We start from the raw sequence: 21,293 nt of genomic DNA on the forward strand, positions 1-21,293 counted from the left end.
ATGACAACAACAGAAGAAATTCAAAATTTTAAAGGGAAGTATCCAAAACAGCTTTGGTATTTGTTTTTTAGCGAAATGTGGGAACGTTTTAGTTTCTATGGAATGCGTGGGATGCTGTATTATTTCATGGTGAATGAATTGCTCATGAAAGATACTGTGGCCAATTTGCAATACGGAGCTACCCAGGCTTGGGTATATGCCTTCACATTTATTGGAGGTTTATTTGCCGATAAAATTTTCGGTTTCAGAAAATCACTTTTCTGGGGTGGTTTGCTAATGATAATCGGAAGTGTTATTCTCTCGGTTGATCCGAAAAATTTCTTTTTTGTGGGAGTGAGCTTTACCATTGTTGGAACCGGTTTTTTCAAACCAAATATCTCCTCGATGGTTGGAAAATTATACAGAGAAGGTGATCCAAGAACCGATGCGGGTTTCTCCTTGTTTTATGCAGGAGTTAATCTGGGTGCCTTAATTGGAGGTTACATCTGTATCGCTGTGGCCAAAGGAGAATTGTGGGCCTCATTAATACCGGAAAACTTACGTTGGAATGCGGCTTTCGGTTTTGCTTCTGTAGTGATGATTATTAGTTTGCTGACTTTTACTCAAACTCAGAAAAGTTTAGGCGAAATTGGGCTTTCACCACTTTTGGGAATTAATCCAACAAAGCGTAAAGTATTTGAACTAGCAACTTATATAGGTTCGATTTTGATAATACCTATTATCATGATAATGGTTTCTAATACGGTTTATACCGATTGGTTCATGTATTTAATTGGTCCTGCTTCGATTTTGTATTTAGCTTATGAAATGCGAAATTTCTCTTTATCTGAAAATAAAAAATTGGTTGCTGCTGTTATTTTTATGCTTTTCTCAGTAGTTTTTTGGGCTTTCTTCGAACAAAGTGGAGGTTCATTAAGTGCATTTGCAGCAAATAATTTGAACAACACAGTTTTGGGTATTGAATTAGATCCTAATGGTGTCAATAATTCGGTAAATTCTTTATTTGTTATTGCTTTTGCCGCACTTGTAGGTATGGTTTGGTTATGGATGGCGAAAAGAAAAATTGAGCCCAATACAGTTGTGAAATTCGGATTAGGATTTTTATTCCTAGCTGGAGGTTTCTGGGTTTTTTATTATACCAAGTTTTTTGCTGATGCATCGGGTAAAACTTCTTTGGATTTATTTACCTTCGGATGGTTTATCATTACCTTCGGTGAATTGTGTTTGTCACCAATAGGAATGAGTGCTATGACAAAGTTATCTCCACAAAAAACTCAGGCGGTAATTATGGGAATGTGGTTCTTAGCAAGTGCATACGGACAATATTTCGCCGGATTGTTAGGTGCAGGTATCGCAGAAGCATCTGAAAAAGCATCGAATAAAGATAAATTGTTCACCTATGCAGATGGTTATCAGCAATTGGCTTTGTATGCCTTAGTTGCCGGTGTGGTATTGTTAGTTATTTCACCATTGGTTAGAAAATTGATGCAGGAAGTCAAATAATTTACTAACTTCGGCATTGTTTTTGAGATACAGTAATAAAAATTGAATGATGAAAAAGTTACTTTTAGCTTTCTTCCTAGTGTTTGGTACTTTTGCTATGCAAGCACAAGAAATACGCTGGATGTCTTTGGAAGAAGCCTTAGCAAAGCAAAAGAAAAATCCGAAACCTATTTTCTTAGAGGTTTATACGGATTGGTATGCGCAATGCAAGATGTTTGATACCAATACACTTCAAAATTCTGAAGTAGCCGATTTAATCAATCGAAATTATTATGCGGTTAAGTTTAACGCCGAGGGTAATTCTGTGGTGAATTTTAAAGGGAATAGCTTTAATAATCCGAATTTTGATCCTACTCGTAAAGGTAGAAACAGTGCGCATGAATTGACTGCTTTTCTTAAAGTGGAAGGGTATCCGTCTATCTATATTTTGAATCGAAACGGTGAAGTTCAGGAAAAGACAACTGGATTTAAAACACCAGAAGAATTATTACGTTTTTTAAAGTAATGACTATGAGAAAAATAAAATACTTATTGCTATTAGTTCCCGTATTCTTGATTTTTAGTTTTATCGGGAAAAGTGAAACGGAAGATACTTTAAAATGGCATACCAATGTTAAAGAAGCCGTAGCAGTTGCCAAAAAAGAAAATAAACCTATTTTTATGTTCTTTACGGGTAGTGATTGGTGTGGATGGTGTATACGTTTGCAAAAAGAAGTTTTCAAGACTCCTGAATTTGAAAAATGGGCAAAAGATAAAGTGGTTTTGGTCGAATTGGATTTTCCAAGACGTACAGCTCAAGCAGATGATGTTAAAATGCAAAATGCACAATTACAACAAGTGTTTGGTGTAAGAGGATATCCTACAGTTTGGTTTGTAAAAGCAAATGATAATGCTGGAAGTATCAATTTTGAACAATTGGGAAGTACAGGTTATGTTGCTGGTGGTCCTTCTGCCTGGTTAAGTGGAGCAGATCAAATTATTTCAAAATTTGTTCCTTACACAAAAGAAGAAAGAAAAGCTCCAAAAAAAGTAAAATAAAGGTGCAATTATAATTTGTAGAATCCCTTTTCATACGTACTATGAAAAGGGATTTTGTTTTTTACACAACTGGCTTTCCAAAGGTTGACATAACTTTTATAATTGGAGGCATCGGCAATTACAATATTGGGTTTGAAATGCGTGAATAATCGCTCTAAATTTATTTTTGGGGAGTGAGAAAGGATAAGTACATCAGCTTTGTCTGCTTTTGAATATACTGCTGAATGATCAATTATTAGGATCTTTTTATGATTGAAATAGCGGTGGTTTGAAGTGTTTTGTGCTTTTTTTAAGCTGCTGAAATTGGCTATAGCATAGTTTTGAAGCATTTTGTGCTCAAAGCTTGTTGTCGCTAATGTGTCATTCGTTAAAAGTTGTATTTCCTGACCTTTTTTTTCTGCAAAAATAGATTTGTTCTTAGTGTTAAAAACTATGAATTCGTTATTGAATTGTTCATTCCAACGAATAAAAAAGTAAAGACTTTGTAAAACAATTACACTGCCTAATGCGAAAGCTAATTTTCGAAAGCTCGGTTTTTGAATCCACAAAATCCAGAGTACAATTGTTAAGTAACTTGCTACAAGTAAACTTTGATTCATTGGAATTTCTTTGCAAATAAAGTTTTCCATGGATGCAATCCAACTTATAAAACAATTCATGATTGCAATGGAACGTTCAACCACTTCGGTTAATATAATGGGAATACAATTTAAAAAAGCGAAAACAATTAAAAGTGTTCCTAATGGCATTATTACAAAACCAAGTAAAGGAATGAGTACCAAGTTGGTGATGAAAAATAAACCGGGGAATTGATTAAAATAATATAGGCTCAAGGGTAATGTGCCAATTTGAGCAGCAAATGAGATAACAAGGATATCCCAAAAATAATTAATTATGGAGTTTTTTGGCTGCCAAATACGTTGTAGGATAGGTTGTAGCCAAAGAATGGAAAAAACTGCTAAATAGCTTAGTTGAAATCCGATGTCAAATAAAAAATTGGGCTCGATAAGTAGAATTATGAATAAAGAAACAATTGTAGTGTGAAAAGAGTTCGTTTCTCTATTGATGAATTTACCTATAGCGATAAAACTAAACATGGTTGCTGATCGTACTACTGATGGCGAAAAACCTGCAATTAAAGCGAAAGACCAAAGCGATAGTAGTGTAATAATAATTTTAATACTGTTCCCAATTTTAGTATTCGGTATTGGTTGGAGTAGAAATCCAATAAAAAGTAATAGGAAACCTACATGCAATCCCGAAACTGATAAAATATGTACTGCACCTGCAAATTGATAATCTCTTAAAACTTCCGGTGAGATGTCTTGCTGTTGTCCCAAAATTAGCGCCATGATAACCGCTAATTCTTCATTGTGAAAGCCTGATTGAGCAAGATTTCGTTCTATTGTATATCTATAGTGATCCGCATAATACCAAATGTCTCTCTTAACAATTGTACTCTTTTTTAAATGGGATATTTCAGTATAGATTTGAGCAAAAATTCCTTTGGTTTCTAAATAACTTCCGTAATCGAATTGATTGGGGTTGTTTGGCTTAAAGTTTTTGACTAGCTGTTCAAGGATTCGCAATGTTGTGCCTGTGGAGAAATTTGTTTCTTTGTTTGTCTTAGCTATATTTAAAATGATTTTCCCTTGGTATCTCTTGTTGTTAATTTTGGATACAATAGCTGTGTATCTGTCGTTTTTAGCTGAACTTTTAAGTTTTTCTTGGATACAGATTTCAATGTAATGAGGTTTGTCAAAATGATCTTGCAGTTGTGTATAGTGACTCCTTTTATTACTGGGGTTTTGCAACTGTAATGCAGTGATGCCAATTGAAAAGAATAGAAAATAGAGAGAGGGTGCGAAAAATATTGGCTGCGTAAATAGTTTGGCCGATTGGAAATAACTGAAAAGAAAAAAAAGAATAGCTATGCCAAACATAGCCATGCAGAAGTTAAGGCTAATAGCTGTGTAATGTGCGGTTATGATTCCTAAGAGAAAACAGATGCACACCCGTACCAATGGAAATTCGAATATTCTCATAGTACGAAAATACAAAAAGAAAGAAAAAACTTACATGTTTTTAACAGGAACTATTTCTAACCCTGTTTTGTTGGCGCTAAATCACAATGAATTAATTAACGAGGTGTTATTTTTTTGTGGTTTTTAATACATCTGAAACAATTAACTGAGCCGTTTTTTTGCTAGCTCCAAAACCACCTAATTTTTTTTCCAATATTTCATATTGACCAAGTAGGGTATTTCGGCAGTCAGTATTCAATAGTTTTGTTAGTTCTTCTTTTATTCTTTTGGAATTGCAATCGTCCTGAATTAATTCGGTTACTACTTCTTTGTCCATAATCAAATTGACTAAAGAGATGTATTTCAGTGTAATGATTCGTTTGGCAATCTGATACGAAATCCAATTTCCTTTGTACAAAACCACTTCTGGAACTTTGAATAATGCAGTTTCTAAAGTAGCCGTGCCCGAAGTTACTAATGCGGCATGTGCAATGCTAAGTAAATCATACGTCTTATTTGAAATGAATTTTACCTGATCCTGTTTCAGGAATTGTTGGTAAAAAGAGTAGTCTTGACTAGGTGCTCCTGCGATTACAAATTGGTATTCTGGAAAATCATTAACAACCGATAACATTTCTGTCAACATTTTGGCAATTTCCTGTTTTCGACTTCCTGGTAATAAAGCAATAATAGGTTTGTCAGATAAATTATTTTCCTTTTTGAAGGTTTCAGGATCGGTTTTGGTTCGATTCTGAATGGCATCAATTAAGGGATGGCCTACAAATTCAACTGGGAAGCCATGTTTTTTTTCGTAGAATTTTTTCTCGAAAGGTAAAATAACGTACATCTTGTCGATATCGCGCTTGATGGCTTTGATACGGTTTTCTTTCCAAGCCCAAATTTGAGGAGAAATATAGTAGTGCGTTTTGAAATCTAAAGTTTTTGCCCATTTGGCAATACGCATGTTAAATCCCGGATAGTCTATAAAAATCAAAACATCCGGTTGGAATGCTAAAATATCCTTTTTACAAACGTCAATGTTGTTCAATATGGTTTTCAAATTCATGATGACTTCGGCGAATCCCATAAAAGCCAAATCCCGGTAATGTTTTACTAATGTTCCGCCGGTGCTTTGCATTAAATCACCTCCCCAAAAACGAATTTCTGCGGTATTGTCTTCCTGAAAAATATGCTTCATCAAATTGGAACCGTGTAAATCTCCTGATGCTTCTCCGGCAATAATGTAATATTTCATTTAAAAAAATAGTGTAATGACCGTTAGTAAAATAGTGGCTAAAACAACCCCTCTTGCCATAAGTTCTTTGTCAAATTTCAAGAGCGTGAAAAAAGCAATCAAGTTCAGTATAGCTCCTATTGTGATAATTTTTCCTAAAAAACCAAAGTGTTTGTAATTCTGGATGCCTTCTAATATTCCGAAAGGTGTGAACAATATAAAAAACAGTGATATTCCGATTAAAGTAGTAGCAAAACCAATTAGTACACCAATTAATAGATCAATTTTTCTCATAAATCCCAAGTGTTTAGTTGTTGGATGGCATAGTGTGCGGTTAAATCAAACTGTACTGGAACAACAGAAATGTATCCGTTTTTCAAAGCCCATTCGTCTGTGTCTTCTCCTTTGTCTTCATTTACAAATTCACCAGAAAGCCAATAGTATTCTTTCCCAAAAGGAGAAACACGTTTGTCGAATTTTTCTTCGTATTTGGCGCGTGCTTGTCGACAAATTTTAATACCTTTTATCTCTTCTCTTTTTAGTTTGGGAAAATTGACATTCAATACCACACCATCTGGAAGTTTATGGGTTAAAACTTGTTCAATTATTTTTTTTACAAAAGGTTTTATGGGTTCGAAGTCGGCTTTCCAACTAAAATCGGCTAATGAAAATCCAATGGATGGAATGCCTTCAATTCCAGCTTCAATGGCGGCACTCATTGTTCCTGAGTAGATTACATTGATGGAAGAGTTTGAGCCATGATTGATTCCGGAAACACACAAGTCCGGTTTGATTTTTAAGATTTCATTTTTGGCTATTTTGACACAATCCGCAGGAGTTCCAGAACAAGTATATTCGGTAATCTCAGCATTTTCATCAGAAACTTTATTGATTTGAAGTGTATTGTTGACTGTGATGGCATGCCCCATACCGCTTTGAGGGCTGTCAGGTGCCACCACAATAACGTCACCTAAATTTCTTACAATTTCGATAAGTGTTCTAATTCCTGGTGCTGTGATACTATCGTCGTTAGTAACCAGTATCAATGGTTTTTTCATTTCGCTCTAAAAAATTAACATAAAAAAGTAGGGCTAAAATACGCAATTTTATGTGTAACTCTTTAATTTTACATCTTTAACAAAAAATTATGTAAGTATCGATATGATGGCATGGTTTTTTATGTACTTTAGTAATCATTATGAATGCAATTTGGATGTTTATGAGAAAGAATTTTAAAGTAATACTTGCAGTCGTTGCTTTGTCGGCATTTCTATGGAGTTTTATGCCTAAAAGACAGCATGATCCGGAAAAAGATAAAATGCTTTTGGATCTAATTTCCTTCGTTATTGAAAAAGGTCATTACAATCCTACGGTGATGGATGATAAGTTTTCAAAAGGAGTTTACGATGATTTCTTAGATGCTGTAGATCCTTCTAAACGCTTTTTTATCGAGTCAGATATTAAAGAATTTAAACCTTATGAATATGAAATTGATGATATGATCAAAAATAGAGATTTGACATTCTTCAATTTAGTATATGATAAATTGCAAAAACGTATGTCGGAAGCTAAAGTGATTTACAGAGCTTTAAGCGACAGACCATACGATTTTAAAGTAGATGAAACAATTAATATTGATTCTGATAAGATTGCTTTTGCTAAAAATTACTCTGATTTAAAAAACAGATGGCGTTTGCAAATGAAACTTTCTGTCTTGGCTTCTTTAGTTGACAAACAAAAAATTGAAGAAGAGAAAAAAGCAAAAGATGAGAAGTTTACACCAAAAACATATGAGCAACTTGAAAAAGAAGCTCGCGAATCAACATTGAAATCTTTGAATGAATATTTCGATTTTATTGCTGAATTGGAAAAAAGTAACTGGTTTGAAATTTATGTTAATTCAATTGTAACGCAGTTTGATCCGCATACATTCTATTTTGCTCCTGAGGAAAAAGAGAAATTTGATATCAGCATGAGTGGAAAATTGGAAGGTATAGGAGCACGTTTGCAAAAGAAAAACGATCACACTGAAATTTCCGAGTTGATTTCTGGTGGACCGGCATGGAGAAGTAAACAATTGGAAGCTGGAGATATTATTCTAAAAGTTGGTCAAGGTGCAGCCGAACCCGTAGAAGTGGTTGGGATGCGTTTGGACGATGTGGTGAAGAAAATCAAAGGTCCGAAAGGAACTGAGGTACGTCTGACAGTGAAAAAAGTTGATGGTTCAATTCAAGTTATTATCTTGAAAAGAGATGTTGTTGAAATTGAAGAAACCTACGCAAAATCAAGTATTGTTGAGAAAAACGGAAAAAAATATGGAGTGATTTATTTGCCGAAATTCTACATAGATTTTGAAAATGATGACAACAGAGATGCTGCTAAAGATGTAGCTGCTGAAGTTGAAAAATTAAAAAAAGCGGGTGTTCAAGGAATTGTAATGGATTTACGTGATAACGGAGGAGGATCTCTAAAAACAGTTGTAGATATTACAGGTTTGTTTATTGATAAAGGTCCGGTTGTTCAAATTAAATCTTCAAATGGTAAGAAGGAAGTGTTGAATGATCACGATTCAAAAGTACAATGGGATGGACCGCTAGTAGTATTGCAGAATAATTTCTCTGCTTCGGCCTCAGAAATTTTTGCAGCAGCTATTCAAGATTACAAACGTGGCATTATTTTAGGAAGTAAACAATCGTATGGTAAAGGAACAGTTCAAAATGTAATTGATTTGAATCAATTTATTAAAAATAGTACTTTCGGAGATTTCGGAGCATTAAAAACAACTACACAGAAATTTTATCGTATTAATGGTGGCTCTACGCAATTAGAAGGAGTAACCAGTGATATTCCAATGCCTGACCGTTATTCTTATATTAAAATCGGAGAAAGAGATGTTGAAAACGCAATGCCATGGGATAAAATCGATCAAGCGGTTTATCAACCTACCAAATCAATATTAAATTTTGAAACGGTTGTAATTAACAGTCAAAAGCGTATTGCTGAAAATGCTCAATTTAAATTGATTGATGAAAATGCAAAATGGATTAATGATAGAAAAGAAGATAACCTAGTAAATCTTAGTTTAGAAAAGTATAAAAAAGAAGTAGCTCAAATTGAAGAGGTTACCAAGAAATATAAAGCGATTACTAGTTATAAAAATAATTTGAATTTTCTTTCATTGCCTGATGAGGTTGAACTAATGAAACGCGACAATGTTTTGGCACAGAAAAGAAAAGATTGGCACGATATTATGACAAAAGACGCTTATATCGATGAAGCTTTGAATGTTTTAGGTGATATAAAAAGCAATTTTGTAAATAAAAATATTGCAATAAAAAGTACAAAACCCAAATTATTGACAAAATCATAATTTTTAAATATCAACAAAAAAAGGCTGCAATTTGCAGCCTTTTTTTGTTGATATCACTTCAATTGATTGATTTTAAAGAGGTTATTGAGGATTGAAATAATGCTTTTTAACGGTAAATTGTATTTTTTCATCGATTTTTTTCGGTTATTGTTAAGAGTTTTCGTGTTTTTTTTACTCAAATCCATAGTTATTCCTACATTTATCCCAACTTTATCCCTAATCTATGCGAAAAAAATTACCCTTTTTAAGAAATTTGGGGGCATTACAACTCGCGCTTTTTTTTCTTTTTTTGTTCAGCATACAGAAAAGTAATGCGCAATGTGCTGGTAGTGACAATTCTGTTACAATCTGTGATATTCCCAACCCCACAAACCAAGCTATTAATCTTTTTGCTCTACTCGGAGGAACTCCTACACCAGGAGGTACATGGACTGATGATCTGAATTCCGGTGGATTGAATGCCTTAACCGGAATCTTGAACATACATCAAATTAGAAACAGTGGTGTCTATACCTATACGTATACTGTGACCGGAGTTTCGGGATGTACTGATACAACAGGAACCATAACCGTTACTGTAGGCGGTTACGCAGGTGTGCCAGGACCGAATGGTGCTGTTTGTGGTGATGAATCGAATTACAATTTATTTCAGTTGTTTAGTGGAACTGGTGGGAATCTTGGTCCTCAATTCAATGGGGATTGGTTTAATGTGACCACTGGTACGCCAATTTCCGGTAGTTCTATTAACCCGTCATCTTTTAATGTGACTTCGGCAACTACTTATCAATTCAGCTATACTTTGCCAGCGATTGGCAGTTGTGCTGCCAATTCGGTTTCTGCATTTTTGACGGTTTATCCACCTGCAGAACCAGGAACTCCAACGAATTTGCAATTTTGTAGCACACAGGATCTTTCTTCTTACTCCAATTTGAATTTATATAGTCTACTTACAGGAGAAGATGGTGGAGGAAGATGGATTGACAATAGCGGAACTGGTGAATTAACTTCACCAACGGACTCAGTTATCAATTTGCCTAACATTTATGCAAATTTTGGCGCAGGTGTTTACAGTTTTACCTATGAAGTTTTTCCTTCGAATCCAATTTGTAATAGAGAGTCTGAAACAGTAACCATTACAATTGAGGATCCAATAAATTATAATAACATTGCGCTACAAGTGAATTCAGATATTTGTGAAACGCAAATAACATCAGCGAATTATATTGCAGTATTGACACAATCTCCTGCAACTGTTCCAGACGGTACATATAACGTAACTTATACAGTTTCTGGACAAGTCACACCCATAACGGTAACCGCTACTTTTGTTGGAGGGGTACTTTCATTTCCTATTCCGAATAGCAATTTTCAAGCAGTAGGTTCTTACATCATTACAATTACGAATTTAGTATCGACGACAAGTCTCGGGATTTGTGTGAATCCAATTCCACTGATTCAGGATATTTTGACTATTTATCCATCGCCAAATATACCCAACGCAATTTTGTCGGTTAATGATGTTTGTCAAAATAATAGCGCTAATGCTGTTTTATCAGGTATAGGTAACTTGCCTGATGGTAGTTATTCTATTGTCTATACACTCTCTGGAGTGAATAGTTCTGCACCTCAGAACCAGTTTGTCACAGTTTCGGGTGGTGTAGCTAATTTTACCGTACCTGGAAGTTTATTGGCGAATGCCGGAACAACTACGATAACAATTACGAGTGTTACAAATACTACTACAACTTGTACCGCAACTGTTAATGTTTCTGATTCATTTGAAGTGTTACCTTTACCTTCGGTTCCTGCATTAACTTTGTCAATTGGGGATGTCTGCTTAGGCCAACCTGTAAATGCTATTCTTTCGGGATTAGGAAGTTTAACAAATGTGACAATCAATTATGATTTGTCTGGAGCAAATGTTTCATCGGCTAATTCACAAACTTTAGCTGTTACCTCAGGAAGTACATCATTTACAATTCCTTCTGTTCTATTGACTAATACTGGCTCTACGATGGTTTTGGTTACTAATCTTACCAACACGGGCAACGCTTGTGGAGTAGTAATTAGTAATGTTTCGGATTCGTTTATAATTAGTGCTTTACCAAATCCACCAGCTGCTTCAGATCAGACTTTTTGTGAAACGGATAATGCTACTGTTGCCGATTTAGTTCCGAATGGTAGTCAGTACCAATGGTATAGCGTTTCTTCTGGAGGAACTGCCTTGGCTTCAACCTCAGTTTTAACTACTGGGAATTATTATGTTTCTCAAACCAATCCGCTTACAGGATGTGAATCGAACCGAACAACGGTTACTGTAACAGTCGATATTGTACCTGTACCTGTATTGACTGCCGATGGGGAACAGTTTTGTGGAGCAGATAATCCAACACTTCAGAATTTATCGGATAATGTATCTGTTTCAGGAAATTTAGTGTGGTATGATGCGCCAATAGGGGGGAATGTATTGCCCTTAACAACTGTATTAACGGAAGGAACAACGTATTACGGTGTAAATACTTCGACGATTACAGGTTGTCAATCTAAAGAAGTACTTGCGGTAACAGTAACGCTAACGGATTGTGAAACTGAACCGGTTGATTTTTTCATTCCTGATGGCTTTTCACCTAACGGAGATGGAGTCAACGATTCGTTCACGATTCCTAATATTGAATTCGTTTATCCAGATTATAAACTGGAAATCTATAATCGCTATGGCAATTTGATGTTTGAAGGGAATAGAAATAAACCTAAATGGGATGGTAAAAACACTGAATCTAAACTTATAGGTGATGTTGCTCCCAACGGTGTGTATTTCTACGTCGTTTATTTCAATAAGAATAATAAGGCTCCATTACAAGGCCGTCTTTACCTGAATCGATAATTCTTTGCTTACTTAAATCAAATTTAGATGAAAAAAATACTTTCAATATTGAGTTTTTTCCTCACCACCTATTCGGTTTCTGCTCAACAGGATCCTCAATATACTCACTATATGTATAACATGAGTGTGATTAATCCAGCCTATGCGACAGCAAAACAGGCGATGTTGGATTTAGGAACTTTATACCGCTCACAATGGGTAGGTTCCGTAGGAGCTCCAAAAACGTTAACTGCTTTCGGTCACCTGCCTTTGAATAAAAAAATCGAAATGGGAGTTTCAATAATAACAGATGATATTGGTGATGGTGCTAAAAAGGAAACTAATTTCTATGCGGACTTTGCTTATATTCTTCAGTTGAATAACAGTCATCGTGTTTCATTTGGAATGAAAGCGGGATTTACGAACCTCTCGACCAATTTTAATGGTTTTATGTTGGAATCGGGTGACCCTTCTACCGATGAGGCTTTCAATAAAAATGTCAATGCTTTTAAACCAAATATTGGGGCAGGAGTTTACTATTTTACAGATCAATATTATGTCGGACTCTCAGCACCCAATTTATTGCCAACCAAACATATCGAGGAACGACAAGGAATCAATGCTTTGGGTTCAGAGGATATTCACGTGTTTTTAACAGGAGGTTATGTTTTTGAAGTCAGTGATTTGTGGAAAGTCAAACCAGCTTTTATGTCCAAGTTTGTTACAGGTTCCCCAATCACATTCGATGTGTCTACAAATGTACTGTACAATAATAAGTTTGAGTTAGGTGCTTCCTATCGTTTCGATGATTCTGTAAGTGGTTTGATGGCTGTCAATGCTACTAAAACATTGAAAATAGGTTATGCACACGATCATACTTTGTCCAATCTCGGACAGTTTAATTCGGGAACACATGAGGTGTTTTTACTGTTTAACTTGGATTTGTTAGGAAAAGGTTATGATAAATCGCCACGTTTCTTCTAAAAGAGTTGCTATGAAAAGAATTTTACTTACCCTACTCGCTGTGTTTTCAATGCAGTATATTTTTGCTCAAGATCAGGATTTAGACAGAGCAAAACGCTATTTTGACAGAACGTATTACAGTGAGGCTATTCCGTTATATGAAGCGGCTGTAGAGAAAAATCGCTCGTTAGAAGTTGTTCGGAATTTAGCGGATAGTTATTATTTTACAAACGATCTGAAAAATGCGCAGAAGTATTATAGATATCTTATCAAGAATTTTGCAAAGGATATTTCGGAAGAGTATTACTTCCGTTATTCCCAAACATTGAAAGCAACCAATAACTATAATGAAGCGAACCAAGCCATACGGGATATGTATGCCAAATCTGGAAATGCCGAAGGAGCTACATTATTAGAAAAAGATTTGAAAACGCTGGAAAATGTGACTGCAATAGGAGAACGTTACACTATGAAAAACTTAGGAATCAATACTGCAAATTCTGAGTTTGGAGCAGTGAATCAAGGCGATAATCTGGTGTTCTCGGCAGTGAAAAAAGAAATTGGATTATTCGATAAGGTATACAAATGGAATAGTGAGAGCTATTTGAACTTGGTTACTATTCCAATGAAAAATATTAATGCTAAAGATTCTATTGTTAATTATTTTTCGAAAGATGTGAATACAAAGATGCATGAGGCGAATGCCGTTTTTTCTGCAGATGGTAAAACGATGTATTTCACACGGAATAACACCAAAAATAGATCTCGTGCGAAAAATAAAGAGAAGATTTCTAACCTTCAAATTTATAAAGCCGAATTGATTGACGGAAAGTGGTCAAAAATTGTTTCGTTACCTTTTAATAATCCAGATTATTCAACAGAACATCCCGCATTGAGTCCGGATGAGAAAACATTGTATTTTGCCTCTGATATGCCTGGCGGACATGGCTCGTTTGATATTTATGAGGTAGCTATCAATAATGGAAGTTTTGGAACACCTAGAAATTTAGGAAAAAGCATAAATACCAATAGAAAAGAACAGTTTCCATTTATGTCCAAAGATGGCAAGTTGTATTTTTCTTCAAATGGTCATGAAGGTTTTGGGTCTTTAGATGTTTTCGTTTCGGATAGTAACGGAGATGATTTTAGTAAGCCTATTAATGTTGGTTTGCCTGTAAATTCAGGTGTTGACGATTTTGCATTTACTATTGATTCGGATACTAAAGAAGGTTTCTTTGCTTCCAATCGTAAAGGTGGGAAAGGGAGCGATGATATTTATTCTATTCTGGAAACCAAGCCACTTGTTGTTGAAGATTGTAAGCAATTTATTGCAGGAATCATTTCAGACGTAGATACTAAATTACCTTTAGAAGGTGCTCAAGTTGCTTTGTATGATTTTATCAATAAAAAAGAGTTGGAAATGATTACTGTGGGTGCCGATGGAAGTTTCAAATTCACAGTCGCCTGTGAAAAAGGTTATTTGGTAAAAGCTTCTAAAGTGGCTTATAATGAAGACCAACGTACTTTAGAATTGCTAAAGGATAGAAACAAAGAAAATGATGCTTCCATGGAGTTAAAATCTTTGGGAAAAATGCAAGAGGAAGAAGCTTTGGCAGTGAAAGAGCAAGAAGAGGCAGAGAAAAAAGCCTTGGAAGAGACGAAAATTAAGGAAAAAGCTATCGCTGAACAGAAGAAGAAAGAAAAGGTCGATAAAATTATAGCTGAAGAAAAAGATGTGGTCAAAGAGAAAGATAAATTAGTTATCAAAACGGAACCAATTTATTTTGATTATGATTTATGGTATATTAGACGTGATTCTAAGCCTATTTTAGACAAAGTAATCGATTTGATGAACAAATATCCTGAAATGGTAGTTGAAATCGGCTCACATACGGATATTCGTGGTGGCAAGACCTACAATAGAGTGCTTTCTGAAAATAGAGCACAATCGACTAGAGATTATTTTATTGATAAAGGAATCAACCCGAAACGAATTTTTGCAAAAGGGTATGGCGAATCGCAACCTGTAGTGAAATGTGTAAATGAAGAATCATGCACAGAGGAACAACATGAGCTTAATCGACGAAGTGAATTTGTGATTAAAGATTTGTAGAGAACAATTCATGTCTATAAAAAAGGCTCCCTTAATTTTTGGGAGCCTTTTTTTTTGATTAATATTTATCAGCTGCTTTTTCTGCTTTTCGGATTTTGTCTTTTTGCTTATCCGCTTTTTCTCTCATCTTATCAATTTTTTCTCTTCTTTTCTCGATATCATTTGGAGATAGATTTCCTTTTTTCTCCTGCTTTTCAAGTTTTTTTATTTCTTTTTCGATGTCTTTATTGATATCTTCTTGTTTTTCCTTAGCGTCTCTTACTTTTTCACGTGCATCTGCTGCTTTCTCTTTTTCTTTTTCTGCTTTTTTTCGAGCTTTCTCTGCTTTATCTCTTTCTTTCTCCATTCGGTCTCTTTCTTTCTCCATTTCTTTTAGTCTTTTCTCTTCCGCTTTGGCTCTTTTCTCTTCTGCTTCAACTCTTTTTTCTTCCATTTTGGCAGCGCGTTCTTTTTCTTTAACCGCCATATCAGCTTCTTTTTCCGCTTTTTTTGTAGCTTTATCTACTTCTTTTGCCGCTTTATCGGCCTGTTTTTCAGCTTCTTTCGCCGCTTTATTGGCTTCTACTTCTGCTAGATGAGCTTTTTTTTCGGCTTCTTTTTGTGCTTTCAATTCAGTTGCTTTTATTTTTGCGATTGAATCCTGACGTTTTTGAGCAATTAATTTGTCGGCATCAGACACAACAGTTTCTTGTGCAATAGCTGAAAATCCAAATAGTATGGTAACTCCAGCCAACAGTAATTTAGTTTTCATAGTTTTAATTTTAGGATTGTACATGTTCTTGTCTATATTTACATCATAAATTTACAATAATTCGCTTGTTATATGAAGTTTAGAGAAAAAATTTTAACGCTAAGTGTATTGGGGGCTATTTCGTTAGCTTGTAACAATACAAAACCAACACCCAAGGAATCAATTATGGAGATTTCTGAAGTTGCACCCACACCTGACAATGATTTTTTTCTGCCTACTACCACGACAGGAGATATTGTGAGACATAAATACTACACTTTGTCGTATTCTGAAGAGCATGAGCAAGCAGAATGGGTAGCGTATGAATTAAAGAAAAGCGAAATTATTTATTCGAATCATAAACGTCCTTATTTTATTGAAGATCCAGAAGTACACTCGGGTTCTGCAAGTTGGAAAAATTATATTCGTTCAGGTTATGATCGCGGACATTTATGTCCAGCGGGCGATCGAAGATTTTCGAAAGAAGCATTCAATGAAACTTTCTATACTTCTAATATTACTCCACAACGCAATGATTTCAATGCAGGAATTTGGAATCGTTTGGAACAGAAAACTAGATACTGGGCAAAGAAGTACGATGGTTTGTATGTCGTAACTGGTGGTGTTTTAAAGGATGATTTGAAGTCGATAGGTAAAGAACATGTTGCCGTTCCTGAATATTTTTATAAAATTTTAATCGATAGATCGAACGGTGGTTATAAAACCATTGGATTTTTGGTGCCACATGAAGAATCTGAAAATGCCTTATATACTTTCGTTGTGCCTATTGATAAAATCGAAAAAATCACAGGTATTGATTTCTTTTCTAAACTACCTGATGGAATTGAAAATAAAATTGAAAAATCGTCTGATTATAAAGAATGGAGTTTTTAGAATGGGTTTACCATTCATTTACCTTATTGGCATCCATTTTTACAAAGATGAATAATAAGATAGTAAAAGCCCATAAACTTGATCCACCATACGATAAAAAGGGTAGCGGTACTCCAATAGTTGGGAAGATACCAACAACCATCGAAATATTGACGGCAAAATGGGTGAAAAGTACTGAGGCGACTCCATAACCGTAAATTCTACTGAATTTGGTTTTCTGATTTTCGGCCAAATAGAGAATACGTAATAAGAGGCCAACATACAACAGAATCATCACAGTTGACCCAACAAATCCCCATTCTTCGCCAACAGTAGTAAAAATGTAATCAGTGTGTTGCTCTGGGACGAAATTTCCTTTGGTTTGTGTTCCTTCAAGATAACCTTTACCAATCCAGCCTCCAGAACCTATAGCAATTTTAGATTGATTAGTGTTGTAACCAACTCCAGCCATGTCCACTTCTCTTCCAAAAAGCACATTAAAACGATCTCTGTGGTGCTGCTTGAATACGTTTTCAAAAACATAGTCTACAGACAAAGAAAAACCGATCATTAAAAGGAAGACCACGCCGCTGGCAATTATGTTTCGATTAATTGGTCTTGATTTTATGTAATGTGCAGCAACTCCGATGAAGGTAATCAAAACAACATATTGAGGTTTTATCAATAACGCCATTAAGAATAAAACGATGGCAAAGAAGCCACTCCATAAATACCAAGAAGGTAATCCTTCCCGATTCAATACAAGTATAAACATTGTAAATATAAGGGCACTACCTGGATCGGGTTGTGGTAAAATCAATAATATTGGTAACCCAATAATGAGTAGTCCGATGAGTTGGTGATTGAAGTTTTTTAAATTGACTTGCGAATCGCTTAGGTATTTGGCTAAAGCTAATGCAGTTGCGGCTTTGGCAAATTCTGAAGGTTGTATAGTAAAACTTCCAATGGCGTACCAGCATCGTTGTCCAGCGACTGTCTTTCCGGCTACAAATAGCCCAGCAAGAAGTACTAAAGAAGCGCCAAAAAATACACTCGCAAAACGTTCATAAATTTTGGCATCTATGGAAAGTATTACTAAAACCAAAACCAAATTACATCCAATAAATATTAGTTGTTTTCCATAGTTTTGGGTTATGTCAAAAATATAATTCGAATCAGGAGTAATATCCGCAGAATATATATTCATCCAGCCCAATGTAACAAGTGCTGTATAGATAATTACAGTAATCCAGTCGATGTTATTTTTAACACTTTGATTTTTCATTATGGCTTAATTTGTGCCGCTTGTGCTTTTTTTATTGAATCTAGTTTCTTTTGATTTTTTACCCTTGTTACCGAATCTTTTTTTAACTTAATTCTGTACATGGAATCGATATATTTTTTTGAAAATTTGTTGTACTCGTGTTGTAAACTACGGTTCATCATATTTTCTTCTCTGTATTTATTGGTTACTTTTTTCTTAATGTATTTCTCAACCATTAAAGAAGTTATTGGTCCAGCAATTGTCGCTCCATAACCACCGTTTTCTACAAACACAGCAATTGCAATTTTCGGATCGTTTTTGGGTGCAAAAGCAACAAAAATGGAGTGATCTTCCAATTGGACTTTTCTTCCGTTTATTTTGGCGAAATTTTCAGCTGTACCGGTTTTTCCGCATATTTCAATACCATCAACTCCTAAGAAATAAGCTGTACCCGTTTTGAATACTTCTGACAGTCCTTCTATAACTGGTTTGTAATGCTTCGGATCAATAGTGGTAACGTGTTTTGTTCGGAATTTTTCATCAATGGGTTGCCCTTTGATTTTTTTGATGATATGAGGGGTGTAATAGTAACCTCTATTGGCAATTGTAGCCATCATGTTGGCTAATTGTATTGGGGTCATTAAAACTTCTCCTTGTCCAATAGAGTTGGAAACAATCGCTGATGCTCTCCAGCCACCATTTGGATATAATTTTTCGTAGGTTTTGGAAGTTGGAATGTTTCCTCTTCTTCCTGTTGGTAAGTCATATCCCATAAATTGCCCTAAACCAAATGATTTCAAATGGTTACTCCAAACATCTACTCCAATTGATGGTGTATTGAAATGATTGATGGTGTTCATGTAGGTATTACCAAAATAGGCATTGCACGATTTGGCAATTCCCATGTGTAATTTACGAACTCCACCACCACAGTGGCAACGCATGAATCTACCGCGTCCATAACTGAAACCTCCACGACAAGTAAAAGCCGATGAAGTATCGATTACACTTTCTTGTAATCCGACTAAAGCGGTTAGTATTTTGAATGGGGATCCTGGAGGATATTCTGCTAATAAACTTCGGTCGTATAGTGGTTTTGCTAATGAATCGTTATACAATCGAGTGTAATTACGGGAACGTTGTCTACCTACTAAAATGCCTGGATCATATGATGGTGCAGAAACCAAACATAATATTTCGCCGGTTTTCGGTTCTATGGCAATAATACCGCCCCTTTTGTTTTTCATTAAGGCTTCACCATATTTTTGCAGTTCAGCATCAATTGTAAGAGTTATGTCTTTTCCTTGAATGGCGATAGTGTCGTATTTTCCTTCTTTGTAAGGTCCCATTTCACGATTGAAGCGGTCACGTTGAATGTGTTTTACTCCTTTTTGACCACGTAAGATGTCCTCATACATTTCTTCGACACCTTGTTTTCCAATTAAATCTCCACTTTTATAGTACGGGTTTTTGTTAATGATGGCTTCGTTAACTTGGGTTATGAAACCAAATACATTACCGCCTTCATGAACCTGATAGTCGCGAAGAGAACGCTTTTGAATGTAAAAACCTTCAAACTTTCTTTCTTTTTCCTGAAAAGCAGCATATTCAACTTTGTTCAATTGACCCAAAAATACCGAAGGTAATAATGGACTGTATACGACTGCTTTGTCTAAACGTTTGTGAAATTCTTCTTTCGAAATGTTTAGTAGTTTACAGAATTCTAATGTGTCTAGTTCTTTGATTTCCCTAGGTACGACCATGATATCATACGAAGGTTGGTTGGCAACCAAAAGTTCGCCGTTACGGTCATAAATATAGCCGCGTTCTGGGTATTCGTACTTAATTTTAATGGAAATATTTTCCGACTTAAGTTTCAACTCTTCGTCTATAATCTGTAAATAAAAAAGCCTTGCTATGATTAAAATAGCAGAAACTATTATCATACCTGGTAATAAAAGCTTTCTCATTTTTTACTTGGCTTGAATAAATAGATAATGATGATACTAACAATTAACGTAAAAAGGGCAGTACTAATTGTTCTCCAAAGTGCATCTAGTATAAAAGTGAATTTGAAAAATTCCAAAAGAAACAAAATCAAATGGTGTGTTATTATCGAAATAGTGATAAAAGTGAACCGTTCTGGAGACAAACGATCATTGATTTTAATGGTTTGGTATTCGTAACTTAAACCGAAAGCAAATCGGAAAAAAGCAGGTCTGATGTAGGCTAGAATTAAACAAGCTGTTGCATGAAATCCAGCTTTATTGGCGAACATATCCAATGTTAATCCTAAAAGAAAACTGGCAATTAGTAATCCAGATTTATTTGTGTTAACAGGATACAGTAAAATGAATAAAACGTAAGGTAGTGGATTGATATAGCCAAACAGGTTGATATTGTTAAAAATAATCACCTGTGCTGCAATCAGCAAAACAAAACGAATCGTATTGAATAATATAGTGCTATTCATTTTTTGGTTTGGTTTCGGCTTCTAATTTGTTAATTTCACCAATGTCTTTATTTTCGATCACATAAACATGGTTTAAATTCGTCATGTCATTGAACAAACGAACGTCTACAGTGTAGTAGTTGGTTTCTGTGTCCATGTAAATTTTGTCGATGATACCTACAGGGATGTTTTCAGGGAATATTTTTGAAATACCTCCCGTTACAATTGTATCTCCTTTCTTAACTGAAGCTAATCTAGGAATTTCAACCAATTGAACATAACCAGCATTTTTCGCTTTCCATATTAAAGAACCAAAGTGATTGGTGCGTTTAACTTTAGCATTAATTTTAGACTTGATGTTTAAAACGCTGATAACTGTAGCATAATTTGGAGAAACTTTTTCAATTACTCCAACAATTCCTTGGCTACTCACTACTCCCATGTCTGGTTTGATTCCTTTAAGGGTACCAGTATTGATGGTTAAATAATTTTCTGGAGTATTGTAAGAATTGTTGATGACTTTAGATTGAATTACATTCAATTTGTCATACCCTTTTACTGAGTCCTTTATTAGTTTGGTAGCACTATCTTTTTTGTTAAAAAGTAGGCGACGTAACAAAGCATTCTCTTGTGCTAGTTTGTCGTTTTGATCTCTTAGGCTGAAATACGTTTTAACCTCGTTGATTTCTTCGTATACACTTCCCGATAAAGCATTGGCAGAATTTACCATTTGACTTCTATGGTAAGAATGCGATTGGATTGCCAAAACTAAAGAAGTTATCAAAAGCAGCAAAAACAGTAAGCGATTACTGTTTTTAAATATAAAGTTAAATATTTGCTGCATCAGTTATGATTAATAAATTATA

Annotated in this window: 17 protein-coding genes; 8 read left to right on the top strand and 9 right to left on the bottom strand. The window is 35.1% G+C overall.

What is annotated here, in order from left to right; genetic code table 11:
• The 3 genes from ACS8MM_RS15420 to ACS8MM_RS15430 are packed head-to-tail and all read left to right on the top strand — an operon-like array spanning window position 1 to window position 2,541.
• A complete protein-coding gene (locus ACS8MM_RS15420; RefSeq protein WP_379718638.1) occupies window positions 1-1,503 on the top strand; it encodes a peptide MFS transporter in 1,503 nt (500 codons plus the stop codon).
• A gap of 49 nt (window positions 1,504-1,552) precedes the next feature.
• On the top strand, window positions 1,553-2,008 hold the full coding sequence (locus ACS8MM_RS15425; protein ID WP_379718641.1) for a thioredoxin family protein: 456 nt from the start codon (window positions 1,553-1,555) through the stop codon (window positions 2,006-2,008).
• Between the two features lie 5 nt (window positions 2,009-2,013).
• The gene (locus tag ACS8MM_RS15430; RefSeq protein WP_379718644.1) at window positions 2,014-2,541 is read left to right on the top strand and encodes a thioredoxin family protein; all 528 of its coding nucleotides are present in this window, start codon (window positions 2,014-2,016) and stop codon (window positions 2,539-2,541) included.
• Window positions 2,542-2,549: 8 nt separating this feature from the next.
• Here the strand turns inward: ACS8MM_RS15430 and ACS8MM_RS15435 are convergent, their stop codons facing one another.
• The 4 genes from ACS8MM_RS15435 to surE all read right to left on the bottom strand — a co-directional run bounded on the left by ACS8MM_RS15435 (window position 2,550) and on the right by surE (window position 6,857).
• Window positions 2,550-4,586, bottom strand: coding sequence for a ComEC/Rec2 family competence protein (locus ACS8MM_RS15435; protein ID WP_379718647.1), 2,037 nt, complete (start codon window positions 4,584-4,586; stop codon window positions 2,550-2,552).
• A gap of 106 nt (window positions 4,587-4,692) precedes the next feature.
• On the bottom strand, window positions 4,693-5,820 hold the full coding sequence (gene lpxB / locus ACS8MM_RS15440; protein WP_379718650.1) for a lipid-A-disaccharide synthase: 1,128 nt from the start codon (window positions 5,818-5,820) through the stop codon (window positions 4,693-4,695).
• On the bottom strand, window positions 5,821-6,093 hold the full coding sequence (locus ACS8MM_RS15445; RefSeq protein WP_379718653.1) for a hypothetical protein: 273 nt from the start codon (window positions 6,091-6,093) through the stop codon (window positions 5,821-5,823).
• Window positions 6,090-6,857, bottom strand: a complete 768-nt coding sequence (gene surE / locus ACS8MM_RS15450; protein ID WP_379718656.1) for a 5'/3'-nucleotidase SurE — start codon at window positions 6,855-6,857, stop codon at window positions 6,090-6,092. The genes ACS8MM_RS15445 and surE overlap by 4 nt, the downstream gene beginning before the upstream one ends.
• Before the next feature lie 140 nt (window positions 6,858-6,997).
• Between surE and ACS8MM_RS15455 the strand changes: the two genes are divergently transcribed.
• The 4 genes from ACS8MM_RS15455 to ACS8MM_RS15470 all read left to right on the top strand — a co-directional run bounded on the left by ACS8MM_RS15455 (window position 6,998) and on the right by ACS8MM_RS15470 (window position 15,108).
• Window positions 6,998-9,169, top strand: a complete 2,172-nt coding sequence (locus tag ACS8MM_RS15455) for a carboxy terminal-processing peptidase (protein ID WP_379718659.1) — start codon at window positions 6,998-7,000, stop codon at window positions 9,167-9,169.
• Window positions 9,170-9,392: 223 nt separating this feature from the next.
• A complete protein-coding gene (locus tag ACS8MM_RS15460; RefSeq protein ID WP_379718662.1) occupies window positions 9,393-12,053 on the top strand; it encodes a gliding motility-associated C-terminal domain-containing protein in 2,661 nt (886 codons plus the stop codon).
• A gap of 27 nt (window positions 12,054-12,080) precedes the next feature.
• Complete coding sequence (locus tag ACS8MM_RS15465) at window positions 12,081-13,016, top strand: PorP/SprF family type IX secretion system membrane protein (RefSeq protein ID WP_379718665.1); 936 nt, start codon at window positions 12,081-12,083, stop codon at window positions 13,014-13,016.
• Window positions 13,017-13,026: 10 nt separating this feature from the next.
• Complete coding sequence (locus tag ACS8MM_RS15470) at window positions 13,027-15,108, top strand: OmpA family protein (protein ID WP_379718668.1); 2,082 nt, start codon at window positions 13,027-13,029, stop codon at window positions 15,106-15,108.
• Window positions 15,109-15,166: 58 nt separating this feature from the next.
• On the opposite strand, the gene ACS8MM_RS15475 is transcribed toward ACS8MM_RS15470, so the two are convergent.
• On the bottom strand, window positions 15,167-15,859 hold the full coding sequence (locus ACS8MM_RS15475) for a hypothetical protein (protein ID WP_379718671.1): 693 nt from the start codon (window positions 15,857-15,859) through the stop codon (window positions 15,167-15,169).
• A 72-nt stretch (window positions 15,860-15,931) separates the two neighbouring features.
• Between ACS8MM_RS15475 and ACS8MM_RS15480 the strand changes: the two genes are divergently transcribed.
• Entirely contained in the window at window positions 15,932-16,732 is an 801-nt protein-coding gene (locus ACS8MM_RS15480; RefSeq protein WP_379718674.1) for a DNA/RNA non-specific endonuclease, read from the top strand.
• Window positions 16,733-16,739: 7 nt separating this feature from the next.
• On the opposite strand, the gene rodA is transcribed toward ACS8MM_RS15480, so the two are convergent.
• From rodA to mreC, 4 genes are read right to left on the bottom strand one after another with little or no spacing between them, the layout of a single operon-like run.
• Window positions 16,740-17,996 (bottom strand): rod shape-determining protein RodA, encoded by a 1,257-nt coding sequence (gene rodA / locus ACS8MM_RS15485; protein ID WP_379718677.1) that lies wholly within the window; start codon window positions 17,994-17,996, stop codon window positions 16,740-16,742.
• Window positions 17,996-19,945: a penicillin-binding protein 2 gene (gene mrdA, locus ACS8MM_RS15490; RefSeq protein WP_379718680.1), complete on the bottom strand. Its 1,950-nt coding sequence runs from the start codon at window positions 19,943-19,945 to the stop codon at window positions 17,996-17,998. Before mrdA ends, rodA begins: the two co-directional genes overlap by 1 nt.
• On the bottom strand, window positions 19,942-20,448 hold the full coding sequence (locus ACS8MM_RS15495; RefSeq protein ID WP_379718683.1) for a rod shape-determining protein MreD: 507 nt from the start codon (window positions 20,446-20,448) through the stop codon (window positions 19,942-19,944). Before ACS8MM_RS15495 ends, mrdA begins: the two co-directional genes overlap by 4 nt.
• Window positions 20,441-21,271 (bottom strand): rod shape-determining protein MreC, encoded by an 831-nt coding sequence (gene mreC / locus ACS8MM_RS15500; protein ID WP_379718686.1) that lies wholly within the window; start codon window positions 21,269-21,271, stop codon window positions 20,441-20,443. Before mreC ends, ACS8MM_RS15495 begins: the two co-directional genes overlap by 8 nt.
• Window positions 21,272-21,293: the final 22 nt, after the last annotated feature.

The sequence above is a fragment of the Flavobacterium sp. MAHUQ-57 genome (assembly GCF_051908335.1).
In the GTDB taxonomy this organism is placed as follows: domain Bacteria; phylum Bacteroidota; class Bacteroidia; order Flavobacteriales; family Flavobacteriaceae; genus Flavobacterium.